We start from the raw sequence: 19,338 nt of genomic DNA, 5'->3' as shown, positions 1-19,338 counted from the left end.
TTCTCAAGATTTTTTAAAGTTGTGCTAAGTTATCCAACGGGACCATTGGACAAAATCGTGATATTTCTGTCGACGAGCCTGCATCCAGCTTGGTCTGAATTGTCGTAGTATCTTTATCGACATCGAACAGTCCCTTCCTCGCATCACACAGGCAGATCATCATGAATGTAAATAAATTGGCATCTATTATTATTATTTCGTGGATAGTGCTGTTGGGTAGTTCTACTGTCGTTTTGCCGCAGACGGCGGGCACAACGCTCAGTTTTTCGGCACCCGTCTCCACCACCATCCTCGATAAAGATGGCCAGGGCACCGGATTTACCTCCGTGCAACCGAACACGGCCGGCAACCAGTACGATGCCGGCCGCATCGACCTTGACACGGCATCGGGCAACCTGAAAATGACCGCCACCCAGGGAAGCAACGCCACCGCCAATAATCTGGTCAATGGATTGCAGGTAGCAGCCGACACCACGGTTCCGTTTACCGTCACAGCCCGCCTCAAAGGCCCTCTGACCAATCTGGCCAGTGCCTACCAGCAGGGGGGAATCTTCCTGGGCACCAATCAGGACAACTACGTCAAACTGGTCATCGTCAACTCCGGCAGCGGCACGGGCAGCCTCGGTCTGCAGTTCTATCAAGAACAGAACGCCGTGCGTCAGAGCGTCGGTGGCGGTCAGCTTCCCCAGGTGAGCGGCCTCAATTGGGCGGCGATCGACACACTGGATTTGTTTTTGAAGGGCGACCCGGCCACCGGCAAGATTACCGCCAGCTACCGGATCAACTCCGATAAGGCTACGCCGGTTGAGCTTTCCCAGATCTTCCAGCCCGCCTCGCCCGGCACGTTTTTTGCGGCCTCCTCGGCGATGCGGGCGGGTATTCTTGCCTTCACCGGCGGCGCGCCGGAGGTGACGGTCAGCTTCGACAGCTTCGCCGTCCAGTATCCCCAGATGGTCAACGATCTATCCCTGAGTCCATCCCCCGACCGCGGCGGCGGGGCGCGCCTGACCGGTCAGGAGGTCGCAGGCGACATTTACGTCTTTCTCGATGCCGGCTCCGGCAACGGTATCTCCAAGGTGTCTTTTTACATCGACGATCCTGACCGCACCGGTCCCCCCGCCCGGGTCGAAAGCGTTTTTCCATACGACCTCGCCGGCACCGCGACCAACGGCCAGGCCAAGCCCTTCGACACACGCACGCTGGCTGACGGCGAGCACACGTTTACCGCCACCCTTGCCCTCACCGACGGTACCCAGACGGTCAAAAGCGGCAAGGTTCGTATCGTCAACGGCGCCAGCAGTTGTCTACCGATCACGACGCTGCCCTGCTCGGAGGTGCTGGTCAACCTGCCCTACCAGTTGAATTTCATCCAAAGCCAGGGCAAGCTCCTCGATAAAAACGGCGTCGGTACCGGCTTCAGCGTCGTCGATCCCGCCGACAAAGGTACGGGCTACTTGCCCGCCAAGCTGCTGATCGACCAGCAGGCGGGGCTGTTCAAAATCACGACCACCGCCGGCCTCGCCTTCGAAGCGAGCAACTCCCAGGACAATGCCCTGGCGGTGGGCATCGATGCCCCCAGCCAGATTTCGATTATCGGCACCACGCTGGTGAACCCGCCGGCGGGTACCGGAAACTTCGAGCAGGCCGGTCTATGGTTCGGAAATGATCAAGACAACTATCTAAAGCTGGTGGTCATCTCCACCCCAGGCGGCACGCAGATTCGCTACGACATGGAAGTCGGCGGCAAGCTGACGGCCAGTTTATCCACCCCAGGCTCGCTGAACTTGAGCGGCGCCAGAGTCGGACTCGAACTGCGCGCCGACCCGGTCGCCAAGACCATTTCCGCAAGCTACAGCCTCAACGGCACCACCCCGCTCGCCATGGGCACTTTTACTCCCCCCAACGACTTCTTCAGCTTCGACGCGGCCACCATCGACCCGACCATCGGCACCAAGAGTTTCGGCGGCATTTTTGCAAGCCAGCGCAACGGTCCTGCCGCTCTCACCTACAGCTTCGACGACTTTGCGGTGATCTCCGGCTCGGCGCCGCCGCCGCCCAGTGGTTTTGAATTTACGCGCACCTCCTTCCCGTCGCCGGGCGGCCCCACCGGGATGGTCTGGGGCCCGGACGGCAGGCTATACGTGGCGGAACTGTTCGGCACCATCCGCGCCTTTACCCTGAGTCCGGACAAACTGCCTGTCAGCGAACAATTCATCACTTCGCTCATCGACCAGCAGGGCGACCGGCTGCTGTTGGGGATCACCGTCGATCCGGCTTCGACGGTGGGCAATGTCATTCTCTGGGTGACCCATTCGAGCCCTTCGACCAACCAGGGCATCATCAATTCCGCCAAGGTCACTCGTCTTTCAGGCACCAACTTCGCCACCGTCGAAGACAAAATCACCGGGCTGCCGCGGGCGCTCAACAACCACTCCACCAACTCGCTGCACTTCGGCCCGGACGGCAAGCTCTATATTTCCGTAGGCGGCAACACCGCCGCCGGAGCCCCCAACAACGCCGGCACCGAGTTTGGCAATCGCGAGGAGCAGCCGCTCTCAGCAGCGATCTTGGTGGCGGACGTCAAAAGCGCCGGCTTCGACGGCTCCTGCGAGAACACCAGCGACCCTTATGGACCCCCCCCCTGCAGCGTCGTGACGCACGCGACGGGTCTGCGCAACTCTTACGATTTTGTCTTCCACAGCAACGGCAACCTCTACGCCACCGACAACGGCCTGGGGGTGACCGGCACCTACCCGCCCTCGCCCACCCCACCCTGTCTGGGCTTCGGCGATCCCGCCCCGGTGAACGAAGGCGGCGACAACCCCGGACTGCAGCCGGACCTGCTGCACTGGGTGAAAAAGGGAAAATACTACGGCCACCCCAATCCCCGCCGTAATGAGTGCGTCTTTAAAGACGGCAGTTACCAGCGGGTGCCGCCCCTACCCAACTGGGAGCCGCCTTTCTTCCAATTGGGCACCAACAAATCGGCCAACGGCATCATCGAGTACACCGCCGGGGCGTTCTGCGGCGCGCTCAAGAACAACCTGCTGACGGTCAATTACTCCAACGGCGACGATCTCACCCGCATCGTGCTTGCCGGCGACGGCAAATCGGTGATTTCCTCCCAGAGCCTCATTGGGGGCTTCGATGAACCGCTGCCGATTGCCCAGAGTCCGGACGGGACGATCTTCGTGGGTGAACTTAGCGGCGGCAAAGTGACCGCTCTTACTCCCAAGAGCGCAGCGTGCACTGCACCATAAGCACGTACCCACCTTGAGGCGGCTTTCAGTTGTGCAGACAACGGCCAGTCGGAAACACCCCCCGGACTTCACGGTGAGGTGGGCAGGAAACTTTGTGGGTGGGCTTGGCGGTTTTCCAGTGCGTGCATGCTTTGCGTGTCGACTGCGGCACAGTCCAAGGTGAGTCACGGTGCAGAGGAGTGTGGTTGGCAACAGTGGATAAAAGAAAACTCCCACGCCTGGGGGCGCGGGAGGGGGCATCGAACCAGAAACAAGGAGGAGTAAGAGAGGACGGAGGGGGGAAGGAGGGAAATCGACGGGGGCTTGGGGGGAGAAAGCAGCGGGAAAATTTAAGCTAGCTCGGCGCTTTGCGTCCAGATCCATGAACCGAGCAAAGCGGCGAGGGCGAGCAGCACCAGCGGCACTGCACCGGTGGCATAAAACGGCATCTGGCCGGTGGTGGCGGCGAGAACCAGCGTCAGGCAACTGATGAGCGGAATGGCGATGCCGACGGCGGCTCCGAGAATCTGCAGGGCGTAGAGGCGGTGGCGGCAGTGGCTGGTCATGGCGTCTCCTGGTGTGGTTCGATGAGTCGATTATTCCCTGCCCGCCCCCACAGCCGACATGGCACAGCGGGCAGTCCCGGTTGCGCTCGATGGCAATCGCGGACGCCAATGTGGGCAATAGTGCCTGTCTGCCCACCAGAGCAGCGCGCGCAAGATTACGCCAAAGCCTTGAAATTGCAAAAAATCCTTTCGTCCTCTACTGGTGGTTGAAGCTGCGTCTGGTCACAGAGCACATTGGATTTAAAGCTGCTTCTCTTTCCAGTAATAGCTGGCCGGTGTTGCAGAAAGGGGGGTGTTCATACTACAAAAGCCCGAGGTCTTCTAGCCGTCGCGCGCCGTGGACGATGCGCTCAATACGCACTTGAGCATTAATCTCGCGATAGAAAAGTAAATAACGCCTGTGAACCATCGCCCGGATACCCGCTCCCAGTTTCTCCCGTTGCGGGTAGCTCGCGGGGAACTGACCAATTTTGCGGCAGTGCTCGCGCAGATCACGCACGAACTGCAGAGCACGCTTGGGGATCGTCCGTAGCGATGGCGTCGGTTATTTCTTCGAGTCTTTCTCGGCGAAAGGTGAGAAGACAACCTCCATCAAGGCTCACAGGCGGCAGACGGGTCGCCATAGCGTGCTTCGAGGCGGTCGAACACTGCGTCGGCGGACTGACCCAGGCCGCTCTCGGCCCCGTCGCGGATGAGTTGGCGCATCTCCTCCAGCTGCATCTGGCGCAGTTTCTCCTGGTCTTCCAGAAGCCGGAGGCTGGCACGCACGACCTCGCTGGCGTTGGTGTAACGGCCACTGTCTATCTGCAAGCGGATAAACTGCTCGAAGTGTTCACCGATGGCATAACTGGACGGCATGGCTGTCTCCCGGTCGCTTCCGCGTCCAACCTAGCAAAGCTGATAACTGTTAGCAACAGTTGATAAAGCTCTAGCCGGTGGTTCAGCCTGATTTTGTGTCCCATTGCAACGCAAGTAGACTTTTCAAAAGCGGGCAAGAGACCTGAGCACCTCGGACTTCAAAGGAGACGGAGCTCGGTCATGGACGGATGTGCGATAGGATTCAGTGCACTTGCGTGTGCGTAGACTGTGACCTGCGAAGCGAAGGGATAGCCGATGAGTGTGTCCAAATTGACGGTGAAGACGACCGTGGTTGATATCGACGGCGATGAGATGACCCGGATTATCTGGGAGATGATCCAGCAGAAGCTGCTCAGGCCGTATCTGGAGATGACGATCGAGCGCTACGACCTCGGCATCGAAAACCGTGACGCCACCGACGATCGGGTGACGGTGGAGGCGGCCGAGGCCGTTATGCGCCACGGCGTGGGTGTCAAGTGCGCCACGATCACCCCCGACGAAGCACGCGTCAAAGAGTTCGGCCTCAAAAAAATGTGGAAGTCCCCCAACGGCACCATCCGCAACATCCTCGGGGGGACGGTCTTTCGCGAGCCGATCATCTGTCGCAACATCCCGCGATTGGTGCCCGGCTGGACACGGCCTATCGTCGTCGCCCGCCACGCCTTCGGCGATCAGTACCGGGCCACCGAGTACCGCGTGCCGGGGCCGGGAAAACTCAAACTCGTCTTTGAGCCGACCCAAGGGGGCGAGCCGGTCGAGCAGACGGTTTTCGATTTCGCGGACAAAGGCGTCGCCCTGGGCATGTACAACCTCGATGTGTCGATCGCCGGGTTTGCCAGGGCCTGCTTCAACTTTGCCCTGACCCGCAACTGGCCGGTGTACCTGTCGACCAAAAACACGATCCTCAAAGTCTACGACGGCAACTTTAAAGACATCTTCCAGAGCGTCTACGACAGCGAATTCAAGGCCGCCTTCGCGGAGCGCGGTTTGAGTTACGAACACCGCCTGATCGACGACATGGTGGCCGCCGCCCTCAAATGGTCGGGCGGGTTTGTCTGGGCCTGCAAGAACTACGACGGCGACGTGCAATCGGACGTGGTGGCGCAGGGCTTCGGCTCCCTCGGCTTGATGACTTCGATTTTGCTCACTCCCGACGGCAAGTCGGTCGAGACCGAGGCCGCCCACGGCACAGTTACCCGCCACTACCGCCTGCACCAGCAGGGCAAGCAGACTTCCACCAACCCGATCGCTTCGATTTTTGCCTGGAGCCGGGGACTTTGGTACCGCGGCCAGTTCGACGGTACCCCGGAGATTTGCGCTTTTGCCGAATTGCTGGAGCACGTCTGCGTCGAGACGGTCGAGGCGGGCGAGATGACCAGGGATCTGGCGCTGCTGGTGAGCCCCGAGCAGCCGTACCTCACCACCGGCGCATTTATCGACGCCGTCGCCCGCAGGCTCGACGCCGCTTACGCAGAACGCTTCGCCGCCTGACGCGGTCCTTCAACTGCCACCGAACCGGCAAGCGGTTCATCTACCGTGGATAGCGATGACTTGGGAAGCGATGGATATTGCCTTCGGGCGGGAGGTCTGTTGCGATCTGCCCTCGGCGCAAAAGCGCGAATGGCTGGTCACCAACGGTCTGGGCAGTTACGCCTGCGGCACGGTGGCGGGGCTTTTGACCCGGGGCTATCACGGATTGCTGATTACCGCTCTCAAACCGCCTTTGGGCCAGACTTTGCAGGTGGCGAAACTCGACGAGACCGCCCAGTACGACGGGCGGAGCTATCCGCTGTTTGCGAACCGCTGGATCGACGGTGTCAACCCCGAAGGGCAGGTGCACATCGAGCGCTTCAGTCTCGACGGGGCGATTCCCCACTGGCGCTTTGCCTGCGCCGACGCCCTGGTGGCCAAACAGATCTGGATGCAGCCGGGGGCGAACACCACCTACGTCCGCTACCGCCTGCTGCGCGCCACCCAACCGCTCACCCTTTCTCTCAAGGTGCTGGTCAACTATCGCAACCACCACGGCCGCACCCGGGCCGGAAACTGGCAGATGGACATTCAGCCGGTTGCGGACGGCATCAGGGTGAAGGCTTTCGACGGGGCGGCGCCCTTCTGGGTGAAAGCGGCAGGAGCGGTGTTCATCCCCAGCCACTACTGGTACCGGCAATTTTTTCTGAGTGCCGAGCACGAACGGGGACTTGAACCCCTCGACGATCACCTGTGCGCCGCCACGATCGAATGCACGCTGCAACCTGGTCAAGAACTGACTATCGTAGCGAGTGCTGAGTCCGAGGTGAACCTTGACGGTCCCCAGTGCCTCGCCGAGCGCATCACTTACGAGCAAAACCTCTTGCAGGCCTGGAAAAGCGCGGCCCCGGACAGCGGCGCGGATCCCGACTGGGTGGCCCGGCTGGTGCTCGCGGCGGATCAGTTCATTGTCGAGCGTCCCCTGCCCGGTACTGCGCCCGGCAAGACGGTGATCGCCGGGTACCCGTGGTTCAGCGATTGGGGGCGCGACACGATGATTGCTTTAAGTGGGCTCACCCTCGCCACCGGCCGGCCGCAGGTGGCCGAAGCTATCTTGCGCACGTTTGCCCCCTTCGTGAGCCGCGGCATGCTCCCCAACCGCTTTCCCGATGACGGCTCGCCCCTGGGAGAAGGCGATTACAACACGGTGGATGCGACACTCTGGTACTTCGAAGCGATCCGCGCCTACACGCAATCGACTGGCGATGAGCGGCTGCTGAGCGATCTGTTCCCGATACTGGCCGATACGGTCGATTGGCATCGCCGGGGTACCCGCTTTCATATTCGGCAAGATCCGCTCGACGGCCTGCTCTATGCAGGCGAGCACGGGGTGCAGTTGACCTGGATGGATGCGAAGGTGGGCGATTGGGTGGTCACCCCCCGCATTGGCAAATCCGTCGAGGTCAACGCCCTCTGGTACCATGCTCTGTGCACCATGGCCGATTTTGCCCGCCAGTTGGGCCGGTCCGCCTCCGAGTACGACGCAATGGCCAAGCGAACCCGGCGCGGGTTCGAGCGCTTCTGGAATCCGGGTGCCGGCTACTGCTTCGATGTGCTGGAGGGGCCGGGCGGAGATGACCCAACTTTGCGTCCCAATCAGCTGTTGGCCGTCTCGCTGCCCAACAGCCCCCTGGGCAACGGATACCAGCGCGCCATCGTCGATGTCTGCGGTCGCACACTGCTCGCCGGATGCGGCCTGCGCAGCCTCGCCCCCGGTTCGCTTTTTTACCAGGGCCGCTACGGAGGGGATCCGAGATCCCGCGACGGGGCCTACCACCAGGGCACCGCCTGGGGCTGGCTGCTCGGAGTGTTCGTGCAGGCCCACCTGCGCGCCTACGGCGACCGGGCGCAGGCGCGGGGCTTTCTGGAGCCCATCGCCGATCACCTACGCGACGCCGGGCTGGGGACGGTGAGCGAAATTTTTGACGGGGAGGCGCCGATGACTCCCAAAGGCTGCATCGCCCAGGCCTGGTCGGTGGCCGAAATTTTGTGCGCCTGGCAGCGCAGCCGCTAATTTATATCGGTAGCGGGAGTACTCTGGAGGCGCAGCGGGGAGAATCCACCTATGGAACGGGAGCGGATTCGGGCACTGGTCGAGCAGGCTCGACAAGCCTGGCTCGCAGCCGATGGTGAAGCGTTCGCAAACTTGTTTACCGAGGACGGGCTGTTCGTGGTGCCGGGCCAGCGCTGGCAGGGTCGAGAGGCGATCCGCAAGGCCGTGGAGCAGTTCGCCGAAAATTACTCGCAAATCCAAATCGACCTGCAACAGATCGCCGTCGACGGAGAGCGAGCGGTCATCGAGTGGACTTGGGAAGATTTCAGCATATCCACCAAAAAGCGCACCCGGGCGGAGGACGCTATCGTCGTCGACTTCAGCAACGGCGCCATCCGCCGCTGGCGCGAGTACATCGACGCCGAGACACCCAAGCAGCCCGACTAAGGCAGGTTACCAAAATGGAAAGGGCTGATGCAGCTTCCCAATCCCGAGCAGGCGGTCGTCGATACCGAGCGTAAGCTGCGTGGCTACTGCCTCAACCTGATGCACGACACCGGTAGGCACAAGGCCCGTGTCTTCGCTGCCACCTTGGGACTGACCGCTGCCAATGCCGAACTGTTGCGCGATGCCATCTTGGCCGCCATCGTCACCCACAAAGCGATCGAGCGGGGGTCAACCCTGTTCGGGTCGTTGTACACAGTAGATTTTGGGATGACCGGTCCCGCCGGCCGAGCGACGGTGCGGACCAACTGGCTCGTGGAAAATGGGACTGACTTCGCCCGCTTGACCAGTTGTTTTGTGATGGAGGACTGAACATGGACGACATCCAATTGTTGGACGTGGTTCGCTTGAGGGTGGATTTGCCAGTTGAGCACTTGGCGGCTGGGACGAAGGGTACTGTGGTCGAAGTCTTCTCCCCCGATGACTTCCTGGTGGAGTTTGCCGACGGGGACGGTCGTACACTGGCGATGCCAGTCCTGCGGCGCGAGCAATTGCAGGTCGTCTGGTGGTCCACTGATCGGTCACAAGGCGCTGCCTGAGCCACGAGCGGCCTCAAGATCCGCCGGGTTTGACCAGTAATTTGCAACCAAGGCCGTCCGGATATCCGCGAATCGCACCGCACCGCCCACTGCCTTAGGTGCTCAGTCTTCAGCAAATTTTCAGGACTCTCGACAGCTGTACTCCGCAAGCAGCCAGGTGAGCGAGTGCAACTTGAGCAGAAAGCGGCTTCTCGATGCCCTCCGGGTAGGCGTCGCTATCTGTCCCTGGACCTATCCTACGAACGCAGCACCTCGAAGTGGGTCAGCCCCTCGGGAAGCTCGTATGCGACGCGCAGTTGCTCGACCACGGCCGCCGGTGGCCCCTGGCGGCACCAGTCGATGAGCCTTTGCACAGCGGCGGGTGGGCCTTCGAAGACCGCCTCCACCCGACCGTCCGGGAGATTGCGCACCCAACCGGCCACGCCCTGGCGTTGCGCTGCTTCGCGGGTAGCCGCCCGAAAGTATACCCCCTGCACTTTGCCGCCGACCCAGACATGGGCGCGTACTGCCGTTGCCACGCTCAGAGTACCTGGGTGACTTCGCTCAGGGAGTGAACCAGGGCGAGCGATGCTTTGGTGGGGTGTCGCTGCCGGTGCATCAGCAACCGAAAGGGACGTCTGAGGCGCACACCTTCGGGGGTGCGCAGCGTGCCGAGTTTGACTTCGCGGGTGACTAAGAGTTCGGAGATGACCGCCACCCCGGCCCCGGCCTCCACCGCCGCTTTGATCATCTCGCCGCTCGGCAACTCCAGGGCGATGGGCAACTTGTGGGGATCGATCCCCTCCAGTTCCAGTTCGTCCTCAAAAAGCACCCGTGTGCCGGAACCGGTCTCGCGCACCACCCACTGCACCTCGGTGAGATCTGCAAAGGTGATGTGTTCTTTTTCCCACCAGGGATGCGAGCGCCCGACGATGAGCACTAGGTGATCGCCTGCGATCTCCTCGTCGGTCAGTTGTGCGTTGGGTTCGGTCTTGCCCTCGACCAGCCCCAGGTCGGCGGAGCCCTCCAGCACCTGGCGGGTAATGTTGGGGCTGCTGTCGATAGTCAGGCGCACCTGGATGCCCGGATAGACCTGATGAAAGCGGTGCAGGCGGATGGGCAGCCAGTAGTTGGCAATCGTCTGGCTCGCGGCGATAAACAGCTCGCCGCGCTCAAGACCTTTGAGTTCCTGCAAAACCCGCTGGGTGTACTCGACTTGCTTCATGATCTTGCGCGCCTGCTCCAGCAGCAACCGTCCGGCTTCCGCCAGTTCGACGTGGCGGCCGACACGGTGAAACAGCGGCACGGCGTACTCGCCTTCGAGCGAAGCGATGGCGGCGCTAACCGCCGGTTGGGTCAGATGCAAAGTTTGGGCAGCGCGCGTAAAGTGCAGGTGCTCGGCAACGGCGATAAAGATGCGCAACTGTTCGAGGGTCATCCGGCAAGGGGGGGCTAACTGAACGTCAAACTGTGAACCAATACCGCCAGCACGATCGCGGCAATTCCAACGTACAGAATGTTGCGGCGGCGCGCAAAGGTGACCAGTTCGAGCACCACCCCCACCACCGGCGTCGCAAGCACCACCAGCAGACCCAACTGCATCAGGCCGCGGCTATCGAGGGCGCGGGCCGATTCGACGATCGCAGACAGGCTGCGCAACTCGTCCGGTTCGGAGTGAAAGACTCCGTAGTCGGGAATGCTTGCTCCTTCGCCCGTCAGGTACAACCCACCGCCAACGGCGACGATCGCAGCGGAAATCAGTACCCCGGTGCGCAGCAATAGACCCATCTGCTTCTGCAGCGCGCGATCACCATCAGAGCGCTCCATCGACGAACCTCCCGCCGAAAGCCCCGGCGATCATTTGAACGGCCAACAGCGCAATCACCCCGGCGAACACCGGCCGCAAGAGCTTCGGTTTAGCGGCAATGAACACCCGTGCCCCGAGCAGCGATCCCACCAGCACCCCGAGCATCACCGGCATCGTCAGTCCCGGATCGATATAGCCCCGACTCAAGTAGACCCCGGCGCTCGCGGCGGCGGTCACCCCGATCATGAAGTTGCTGGTGGCGGTGGAGACTTTAAAGGGCACGCCCATCACCTGATCCATCGCCAGCACCTTGAGCGCCCCCGAGCCGATGCCCAACAAACCCGAGAGCATCCCCGCCACCCCCATCAGACCGAATCCGAGGCCCACCGAGCGCACCCGATAGGATTGCGGCCCGGCGGTGTCCGGGTACTCACCCTCCAGCTCGAGTACCCCCGCCAGTTTGTCCTGCGCTCGGGTCTCGGAGCGCGGCTGCGGCGGACGCGCCGAGAGGTAGGCCGACAGCAACAGCGCCAGACCGAACAGCACCGCAATTGCCGCGGTGGGTAGCTGCAGGGCGAGCACCGCCCCGCCCACCGCCCCAAGGGTGGTAGCCAATTCCAACACCAGAGCGATCCGAATATTGGCAAAACCCTGCTTGAGGTAGACCGCCGCCGCCGCCGAGGAAGTGGCCGCCACCGACACCAGCGACGCACCGATCGCGTAGTGGATATCGACTCCAAATACCAGCGTCAACAGCGGCACGATCACCACGCCCCCGCCCAGACCGGTGAGTGCTCCCAGAAAACCCGCCAGCAGCGCGCCTATCCAGATGAGCCCCGTCAACGCCAGGATCGTCACAACCGATGCCCTACACAGTTCTTTACTTCCAGGGTAGGCCGGGCTCATTCATTAATCAAATTGTTCTTTTCTGTCAAATCAACAAATCTAATTAATCGATGCCGGAGGCCGCGGCGCGATCTCCGATTGGCGCAGCGCTTCGATATTGTGGCAGGTGAACGTGTCGAGGCCGCTGTGCCGTTCGATCAGCTCGACAATCTGCCCGTCGGGATTGCCCAAGAACCACTGGCGCAAAACGCCGTCCTCAACGGGATCGGGGGTACGGGGCCAAAATCCGTGCTCCAAACCCCAGTGAAGGGCGGCGGCGCGCATGTCGCGGTGGGGAGTGGTGCGGATGGCGAGGTGGTGCACATGATTTTCGCCCCGCACTTGCATCAGCCGAGCGTGCTGATCTGCGGACCGATGCGGGCAGGCCACCACCACCAGACCGTTTGCCATCGCCACACTCGCCATGTGAAACCACAGGTCCGTATCCAGCCGCACCTGCGGACACCCCTTGCAAAAATCCTCCGGAAACAGGCCCGGCCCCTCGCACAGCCGTCCGCCAGCTGCCTGCAACTCATCCACGAACTGCTCGAAAGTCGGGCGATCGGGCTTGAGCACCACGACGTGATCGATGTCCACCGCTTCGCCAAAGAGTTTGCAGCAAAACGACCAGTCTCGAAAAAAGCCCGCGCTCCGGCAATCCGGCCGGTAGAACAGCAGCCCCCCCACTTGCTCGAACGGTGTCGCCATCGAGTGTAAAATCCGATACCCTTTCCAGGGTATGCGAAGCGCCATCGACTGCAGAGAGTTGCTGATCAAAAACGCGGCTCCCGGGAGGTTTCCTTCCCGAGAGCCGCGTCGATGGGATTGCTTCGGGCTATTCAGCCGGGACTTCGTTTTTAGCCGGGACGGCGGCAGGTTCGCCCTTGCCGCCTACAAACCGCTCACGGATGGAGACGAGCACGATGTAGAGAATCGGCACCACGAACAGGCTCAAAAACGTCGAGATGATCATGCCGCCGAAAACCGCCGTGCCGAGCGACTGGCGGCTCGCCGCCCCGGCGCCGGAGGCGATCACCAGGGGCCAGATGCCTAGGATGAACGCGAAGGAGGTCATCAAGATGGGCCTGAGCCGCTCGCGGGAAGCCTCCAGGGCCGCATCGACGATCGACATGCCTCTTTCGCGTGCCTGGTTGGCAAATTCGACGATCAAAATCGAGTTTTTGCTCGCCAGGCCAATCAGCATCACCAGGCCGATCTGGCAGTAGACGTCGTTGGCTATCCCTCGAAACGACAGCGCCAACAATGCCCCGAGTACTGCCAGCGGCACCGCAAGCAGGATGATGAACGGTTCTACCAGGCTCTCGTACTGGGCGGCGAGCACCAGATAGACAAACAAAATCCCGAGGGCAAAAATAAAGGGCGCCAGGCCGCCGGAGACTTTTTCCTCCAGCGAGATGCCTGACCACTCGAAGCCCATGCTGGCAGGCAACGTCTCTGCCGCCAGTTTCTCCATCGCCGCGATCGCCTGGCCGGAACTGAATCCCGGGGCGGCGTTGCCGGTGATTTCGACGTTGCGAAACAGGTTGTAGTGGGTGACGATCGAGGGTGCGGTCACCGGCTCGGTGCTCACCAGTTCGCCCATCGAGACCATGCGGCCGGAGGTGGAGCGCACGTAAAGGGCACGTATGTCGCGGGGGTTGGCGCGGAATTTTTCATCGGCCTGCACGTAGACGCGGTAGGTGCGGCCAAACAGGTTGAAGTCGTTGACGTAGCGCGATCCGAGATAGGTCTGCAGGGTGTTGAAGATCTCCGAGAGGGGCACGTTCAAAGACTTGGCCTTGTTGCGGTCGACTTCAATGACGATCTGGGGCGAGTTGGGGTTGAAGGTGGTAAACAGCCCCTGCAGGCCGGGGGTGGCGTTGCCCTTGGCGATCAGTTCCTGGGCGGTGGCCGAAAGCGCTTCGATGCCGTTGTTGCCGCGGTCTTGCAGCTCAAAAGCAAAGCCGCCAAAGGCGCTGAGGCCCTGGATGGTGGGAGCGTTGAAGGGAATGACGAGCGCTTCTTTGATGCCCAGCAGTGGTCCGCGCACCCGGTTGATAAACGGCAGCATCTGCTCCTCGGGCTTGTGCCGTTCGGACCAGGGCTTGAGGGTGGTAAAGATGACGCCGCTGTTGGCGGCACTGCCGCTGAAGCCGAAGCCGCCTATTGCGAAGGTGCCCTCCACCTCCTCCTGCGCCAGCAAAATCTTCTCCACCTGGCGCATCACGTCGCTGGTGTAGTTGATCGAGACCCCCTGCGGCGCCTGGACGAGGGTGATGAAGTAACCCTGGTCTTCTTCCGGCAAGAAGGCGGTCGGCACCTTTACAAATAACCACGCCGTCAGGCCGAGCAGGCCGATAAACACCAGCACCACCACTGTCTTGAAGCGGGTGAGTATCTCCAGCACCCGCAGATAACCGTTTTTGAACGCCTCAAAGCCGCTGTTGAACCAACGGAACAAGAAAAAGCGCGACTCGCCCACCTGCCCGGTCGACAGCAACGCCGCCAGGGCCGGGGTGAGGGTGAGGGCGTTAAAAGTCGAAATGACGATCGAAAAGACGATGGTGAGGGCGAACTGCTTGTAGAGCTGTCCGGTGGTCCCCGGGAAGAAGGCCACCGGGACGAACACCGCCATCAGCACCAGGGCGATGGCGATGACCGCCGCGGTCACCTCGCGCATCGCGTCGGAGGCGCACTCTTTGGGGTCTTTGCACTGCTCTTTGCTGGTTCGGGCGATATTCTCGATGACGACGATGGCGTCGTCGACCACCAGTCCTGTGGCCAGAGTCAGACCAAACAACGTCAAACTGTTGATCGAAAAGTCGAACAGCTTCACGAAGATAAAGGTACCCACCAGCGAGACTGGGATGGTGATGGCCGGGATGAGGGTGCTCTTCCAGTCCTGCAGGAAGATGAACATCACCAGCACCACCAGCAGGATGGCGATGATCAAAGTCTCGATCACCTCCGCCGCCGATTCTTCGATAAAGTCGGTCGTATCGAAGGCTACCCGGTACTGCACGCCGGGCGGGAAGCTCTTTTCGAGTTCTGCCATGCGCGCTTTGACCGCCTTGCCGATGTCGAGGGCGTTGGAGCCGGGAATCGGATAGATGCCCAGGCCGACGCCGTCCTGGCCGCGAAAACGCAAAAACGAGTTGTAGTTTTCGGCGCCCAACTCGGCGCGGCCGACGTCTTTGAGGCGGGTGAGCGAGCCGTCGGCGTTGGTGCGGATCACCAGGTCGGCAAATTCGCCCGGTTCCTTGAGCCGCCCGAGCACCCGCAGGCCGATCTGAAACGTCTGGGACTTGTCGAGAGGCGGCTGGCCGATCGACCCGGCCCCCACCTGGACGTTCTGCTCGTTGACGGCGTTGACGACATCCTGGGCGGTGAGACTGCGGGCGGCGAGGCGGTTAGGATCGAGCCACAGCCGCATCGAGTAGCGCCGCTCACCGAAGATCTGCACATTGCCGACGCCGGGGACGCGCTTGAGGGCGTCCACTAAGTACAGGTCAGCGTAGTTGCTCAACAAATCGTTGGTGTATTGGCCTTTTTCGGAGTACAGGCCAATCCCCAGCAAAGGCGCTCCCGACTGCTTGCTGATCTGCACCCCTGTCTGCTGAACCAGACTGGGCAGTTGCGGCAGCACCGTCGAGATCCGGTTTTGCACATCGACGGCGGCGATGTCCTTGTCGCGCTCCAGCTCGAAGGTGACGACGATCGTGCTCACTCCCTGGTCGCTGGAGTTGGAGGTGATGTAGCGCATGCCCTCCACGCCGTTGATTTGCCGCTCCAGCAAGGTGGTGACCGTCTCTTCGACCACCTCCGCCGAGGCGCCGACGTAAGTGGCAGTGACCGTCACCTGGGGCGGGCTGATCTCCGGGTACTGGGCGATGGGCAGGCTGGGGATGCTCACCAAGCCGGCCAGCAAGATGATGACGGCGCACACCCCGGCGAAAATTGGCCGACGGATGAAAAAATCGACGAACATACCTGGCTCCTTGGCGACGGGTTCGTGGGATCAGGGCTGGGCGACGATGGGGGCGCCGTCGGTCAGCTTCAACGTTCCGGATACGACAATGCGTTCGTTGGCTTTGAGGCCCGATTTGACCTGGTAGTCGTTGCCCTGGATGTCGCCAAGGACGACGGGACGCTGGCGGGCCACCAGCTTGCCCGCCTCCGGCGCCTGGGCGACAAAGACGAAGTTCTGGCCCGCCACCCGCGAAATGGCGGTGGCCGGCACCAATACCCCGGGCTGCTTGTTCCAGATCACCCGCGACTGCACGGTCTGATCGGCGCGCAACTGGCCCTGGGGGTTGTCGTAGAGTGCCTTGACCAGTACCGCCTGGTTGCCGGTGTCGATGTTGGGGGCGATAAAAAAGATACGGCCGTTGCCCACGACTTTGCCCTGGTTATCGAGCAATTCGATGCTCATTCCCTTGCGCAACTGCACCGCCCGCTCCTGGGGAATGGCGACGTTCACCTCCAGGGGCCGGTTCTCGGTCACCGTCAAAAGCCGGGTGTCCGTCCCGACATAATCGCCCACTTTGACCGGGATATCGCCCACAGCGCCGGCAAAGGGGGCCTGGATGGCGTAGAACTGCGCCTGCACCTGCTGTTGGCGCAGACTCGCTTCGGCCTGCTTGAGGCCGCTTCTGGCGCGGGCAACTTGGGCCTGCTGGGCTTTGATTTGCGAATCGATGGCATCGACGTTCGCTTTGGCCGTCTCGTAGCTGTCCCGGTATTGATCGACCGTGATCTGGCTGACAGCGCCTTCGGTGCCCAACTGGGTGTAGCTGTCGAACTGCCTTTTTTGAAAGCGCAGATTTGAAAGGCGCGACTGGCGATCGGCCTGGTTGGACCTGAGCGTCTGCTCGGCGCTGTCGAGCTCGGCGCGGGCGGAGCGCTGGGCCGCCTCAAAGCTGGAGACGTTGGCCTGCTGCTCGCGCGCGTCGATCTGGACGAGCGGCGTGCCGGCGGCCACCGCCGCACCGGCGCGCACATAGATATTGGTCACCTGCCCGGCCACCCGCGGCTGCATCGTGACCGACCGACGCGAGATGAGCGTGGCGACATAATTGGTCGAATCGACGACTGTGGCGGAGTTCACCGTCGCCACCTGCACAGGCACACCCTGGGGGGGCGGTCCCTGCTGGGCCTGGCTCTCGCCGCCGCCGCCGCAACCGCCGAGTGTTGCTATCAGCAATACACCCGTTGCAAACTGCAGACCTGTGTGCTTCACCCTGCCTCCCCTATTGGGTGCTCCAGCACCCGACTTGATTGGACTTTGCTGCTACATCTTCTAAGTTTTCGATAAAAACAGGCTCCCCGGAAATACTGGCGCCATCTCGACAGGTAAGCCTCCGACCCATGCACTATAGCCTAACGACAACGGACAGACGCTCACCATTGGGCGAGCGTTGAACTTGCCCCCGGCCAATTGGTCAGCGGCAGCCTATGCCTTTCAATAGATACAGGCCCGCCAAGCCCATCGTCGCAGCTGTGCAGCTTCGATCAACTTACCAAAGTGACCGCCACCCGAGTACCCTGCCCGGGGACACTTTCAAGCCGCAGGTCGGCGCCGATCCGCTCGGCGCGCTCGCGCATGCCGACCAGACCGAAGCGATCGGTACCGACGCGATCGGGGTCGAACCCCCGACCGTCGTCGGCCACCACCAGACGCACCTGGGGACGCTCGTAATCGAGTTCGACGTGCACGCGATTTGCCCGGGCGTGGCGCAGGGCGTTGGAGAGGGCCTCCCCGGCAATGCGCAACAGCTGGTTTTCGGCCTCCGCCGGGAGGGCGAAGGGGGTGCCGCGCACCTCGCAGCGGGCCTCGGTGTGGTTGTCGTAGATGCTTTGCTGCAGCAGGTCAGCCAGGGCCTGACCCAGATCGCCCTGTTCGAGCAGTTGGGGCCGCAGGGCGCGCACGGAGCGGCGCGCCTCCGCCAGGCTCCGGCGCGCCAGGGTGCGGGCGCGATCGATGTGATCGCGCCCGTCGAGCGGATCGGCGACACCTGCGTCGGTGGCCGCCTGCAGTTGGACGACGATGCCCGCCAGTCCCTGCATGAGTGTGTCGTGCAGTTCGCGGGCCATGCGGTTGCGCTCTTCGAGCACCGCCGATCGGCGGCCTTGCTCGGCCAATCGCGTCAATTGCACCGCCAGGGTGGCCTGGTGGGCAAGGGCCTGGGCCAGCTCGATCTCCTGGCTTAAAAATACCCGTTTCTCGGTGCTGCAGACGCTGAAGGAGCCGATTACCCGGTCCGCCAACACCAGCGGCACAATCAACATGGTCTGGATGCCGCCGCGCGCCGCCGCCCACTCCCGAAACGGCACACTGACCGGGTTGTTGGGAACGTCCTCGAGCACCAGGCAGCGCCGGTGCAGGTAGACCTGCTGGTAGACTTCGCAGTCGCGCGCCTCGCTCAGCGGTTTGCCGCAGGCGCCGGGATGATCGGGCTGATCGGCTCCCATCAAAATGCGGCCGTGCCAGGACGTCATGTGCATCACCGACAGGTCGTCCTCGAAATCCGTGAGCCAGAATTCCGCCAGGGGCACCCCCAACTGGGTGGCGATGGTGGTGAGCACCTGGCCTAGAAAGCTATCGAGCATCGGCTCCGCCGCCAGCGCCCCCAAAGTATCGACCAGAGCCTCGATCTGGCCGCGGGCCAGCAACTCGGCGCGCTTGAGGTCGCTGACGTCCTGGTGGATGAGGGCCACCTCCCGCACGGTGCCGTCGGCATCTTTGATCGGATACAAAAATGCCTGCGCCCAGTGCTCCTGGCCCGCCGGATGCAACGCGGCGGCGTTGTAACAGATGGGCGGCATCAGCGTCGATTCGCCGGCAAAGGCCCGCTCGACGTAGGGCATGACGCCAAGCTGGATGAGCTGCGGATCGCGCAGCACCGAGTAGTCGCCGTCGATGCGATCGAAACCCCACATGCGCCTGAAGGCGTCGTTCACACTCAGCACCCGGCCGTCGAGGGCGTAGAGCACCATGCTCAAAGGCGACTGCGCGAAGAAGCGATCGAGGCGGGCCTGCGGAGCGGCAGCCTCGGGGAGCACTTCGAGGGTGACGACGGTGCCCCTGGCCCAATCGCCATCGACGAGCGGCGCGCGGGTGTAGCGGGCGGCAAAGGTGCTGCCGTCGCCGCGGATAAACCGGGCGACGGCCGGTGGCTCCTGCAGTCCAGGCGGCGGGCAGAACGGGCATTCGCGCCAATCGCTCACCCCCAGGATGAGCCGGGCGATAAATTGGCCCGCCAGCAGATGGGGGGGGTAGCCGAACAGCTCAGCCGCCGCCCGGTTGATATAGGTGCACCGCCCGCGGCGATCGACGCTGAAAATGGGCGCGGGGGCAGCGTCGAGCACCAGTCGCAAGGGCGTATCGGCAACCGGATCCTGTCTGACAAACATACAGTTCGACGCTGGGTAGCTTTGT

17 protein-coding genes are annotated in these 19,338 nt (G+C 62.3%); 6 read left to right on the top strand and 11 right to left on the bottom strand.

What is annotated here, in order from left to right; translation table 11 throughout:
• Positions 1-212: 212 nt before the first annotated feature.
• Positions 213-3,260: a PQQ-dependent sugar dehydrogenase gene (locus GLL_RS20610; protein WP_164929429.1), complete on the top strand. Its 3,048-nt coding sequence runs from the start codon at positions 213-215 to the stop codon at positions 3,258-3,260.
• 329 nt (positions 3,261-3,589) lie between these two features.
• Here GLL_RS20610 and GLL_RS20605 read toward each other — a convergent pair whose 3' ends face one another.
• The 3 genes from GLL_RS20605 to GLL_RS20595 all read right to left on the bottom strand — a co-directional run bounded on the left by GLL_RS20605 (position 3,590) and on the right by GLL_RS20595 (position 4,663).
• Positions 3,590-3,805 carry a hypothetical protein gene (locus GLL_RS20605; protein WP_011143989.1) on the bottom strand — a complete coding sequence of 72 codons (216 nt, stop codon included), beginning with the start codon at positions 3,803-3,805 and terminating at the stop codon, positions 3,590-3,592.
• Between the two features lie 301 nt (positions 3,806-4,106).
• The gene (locus tag GLL_RS20600; protein WP_269446195.1) at positions 4,107-4,313 is read right to left on the bottom strand and encodes a type II toxin-antitoxin system RelE/ParE family toxin; all 207 of its coding nucleotides are present in this window, start codon (positions 4,311-4,313) and stop codon (positions 4,107-4,109) included.
• An 83-nt stretch (positions 4,314-4,396) separates the two neighbouring features.
• Positions 4,397-4,663, bottom strand: a complete 267-nt coding sequence (locus GLL_RS20595) for a type II toxin-antitoxin system ParD family antitoxin (protein ID WP_011143987.1) — start codon at positions 4,661-4,663, stop codon at positions 4,397-4,399.
• A 261-nt stretch (positions 4,664-4,924) separates the two neighbouring features.
• Here GLL_RS20595 and GLL_RS20590 point away from each other — a divergent pair, with 261 nt between their 5' ends.
• From GLL_RS20590 to GLL_RS20570, 5 genes are all read left to right on the top strand, one after another.
• Positions 4,925-6,154: an NADP-dependent isocitrate dehydrogenase gene (locus GLL_RS20590; RefSeq protein WP_011143986.1), complete on the top strand. Its 1,230-nt coding sequence runs from the start codon at positions 4,925-4,927 to the stop codon at positions 6,152-6,154.
• 70 nt (positions 6,155-6,224) lie between these two features.
• Positions 6,225-8,207, top strand: a complete 1,983-nt coding sequence (locus tag GLL_RS20585; RefSeq protein WP_011143985.1) for an amylo-alpha-1,6-glucosidase — start codon at positions 6,225-6,227, stop codon at positions 8,205-8,207.
• A 51-nt stretch (positions 8,208-8,258) separates the two neighbouring features.
• The gene (locus GLL_RS20580; RefSeq protein WP_011143984.1) at positions 8,259-8,633 is read left to right on the top strand and encodes an SgcJ/EcaC family oxidoreductase; all 375 of its coding nucleotides are present in this window, start codon (positions 8,259-8,261) and stop codon (positions 8,631-8,633) included.
• A 27-nt stretch (positions 8,634-8,660) separates the two neighbouring features.
• The gene (locus GLL_RS20575) at positions 8,661-9,002 is read left to right on the top strand and encodes a DUF6883 domain-containing protein (RefSeq protein WP_011143983.1); all 342 of its coding nucleotides are present in this window, start codon (positions 8,661-8,663) and stop codon (positions 9,000-9,002) included.
• A 2-nt stretch (positions 9,003-9,004) separates the two neighbouring features.
• Complete coding sequence (locus GLL_RS20570) at positions 9,005-9,229, top strand: DUF4926 domain-containing protein (protein WP_011143982.1); 225 nt, start codon at positions 9,005-9,007, stop codon at positions 9,227-9,229.
• A 236-nt stretch (positions 9,230-9,465) separates the two neighbouring features.
• Here GLL_RS20570 and GLL_RS20565 read toward each other — a convergent pair whose 3' ends face one another.
• From GLL_RS20565 to GLL_RS20530, 8 genes are all read right to left on the bottom strand, one after another.
• Positions 9,466-9,747 (bottom strand): acylphosphatase, encoded by a 282-nt coding sequence (locus GLL_RS20565; protein WP_011143981.1) that lies wholly within the window; start codon positions 9,745-9,747, stop codon positions 9,466-9,468.
• Between the two features lie 2 nt (positions 9,748-9,749).
• Complete coding sequence (locus GLL_RS20560) at positions 9,750-10,646, bottom strand: LysR substrate-binding domain-containing protein (protein WP_011143980.1); 897 nt, start codon at positions 10,644-10,646, stop codon at positions 9,750-9,752.
• A gap of 14 nt (positions 10,647-10,660) precedes the next feature.
• The gene (locus GLL_RS20555) at positions 10,661-11,035 is read right to left on the bottom strand and encodes a DUF1634 domain-containing protein (RefSeq protein ID WP_011143979.1); all 375 of its coding nucleotides are present in this window, start codon (positions 11,033-11,035) and stop codon (positions 10,661-10,663) included.
• The gene (locus GLL_RS20550) at positions 11,022-11,873 is read right to left on the bottom strand and encodes a sulfite exporter TauE/SafE family protein (RefSeq protein ID WP_197530055.1); all 852 of its coding nucleotides are present in this window, start codon (positions 11,871-11,873) and stop codon (positions 11,022-11,024) included. The genes GLL_RS20555 and GLL_RS20550 overlap by 14 nt, the downstream gene beginning before the upstream one ends.
• Positions 11,874-11,960: 87 nt before the next feature.
• Positions 11,961-12,608, bottom strand: a complete 648-nt coding sequence (locus GLL_RS20545; RefSeq protein ID WP_164929428.1) for a hypothetical protein — start codon at positions 12,606-12,608, stop codon at positions 11,961-11,963.
• A 127-nt stretch (positions 12,609-12,735) separates the two neighbouring features.
• A complete protein-coding gene (locus GLL_RS20540; RefSeq protein WP_011143976.1) occupies positions 12,736-15,888 on the bottom strand; it encodes an efflux RND transporter permease subunit in 3,153 nt (1,050 codons plus the stop codon).
• A gap of 30 nt (positions 15,889-15,918) precedes the next feature.
• Positions 15,919-17,139, bottom strand: a complete 1,221-nt coding sequence (locus tag GLL_RS20535) for an efflux RND transporter periplasmic adaptor subunit (protein ID WP_011143975.1) — start codon at positions 17,137-17,139, stop codon at positions 15,919-15,921.
• 272 nt (positions 17,140-17,411) lie between these two features.
• Positions 17,412-19,313 carry a sensor histidine kinase gene (locus GLL_RS20530; RefSeq protein WP_164929427.1) on the bottom strand — a complete coding sequence of 634 codons (1,902 nt, stop codon included), beginning with the start codon at positions 19,311-19,313 and terminating at the stop codon, positions 17,412-17,414.
• Between the last annotated feature and the right edge of the window lie 25 nt (positions 19,314-19,338).

It is taken from the genome of Gloeobacter violaceus PCC 7421, assembly GCF_000011385.1.
Lineage (GTDB): Bacteria > Cyanobacteriota > Cyanobacteriia > Gloeobacterales > Gloeobacteraceae > Gloeobacter > Gloeobacter violaceus.
Note: the sequence above shows the minus strand (reverse complement) of the source record. Positions and strands in the feature narration are given on the sequence as shown.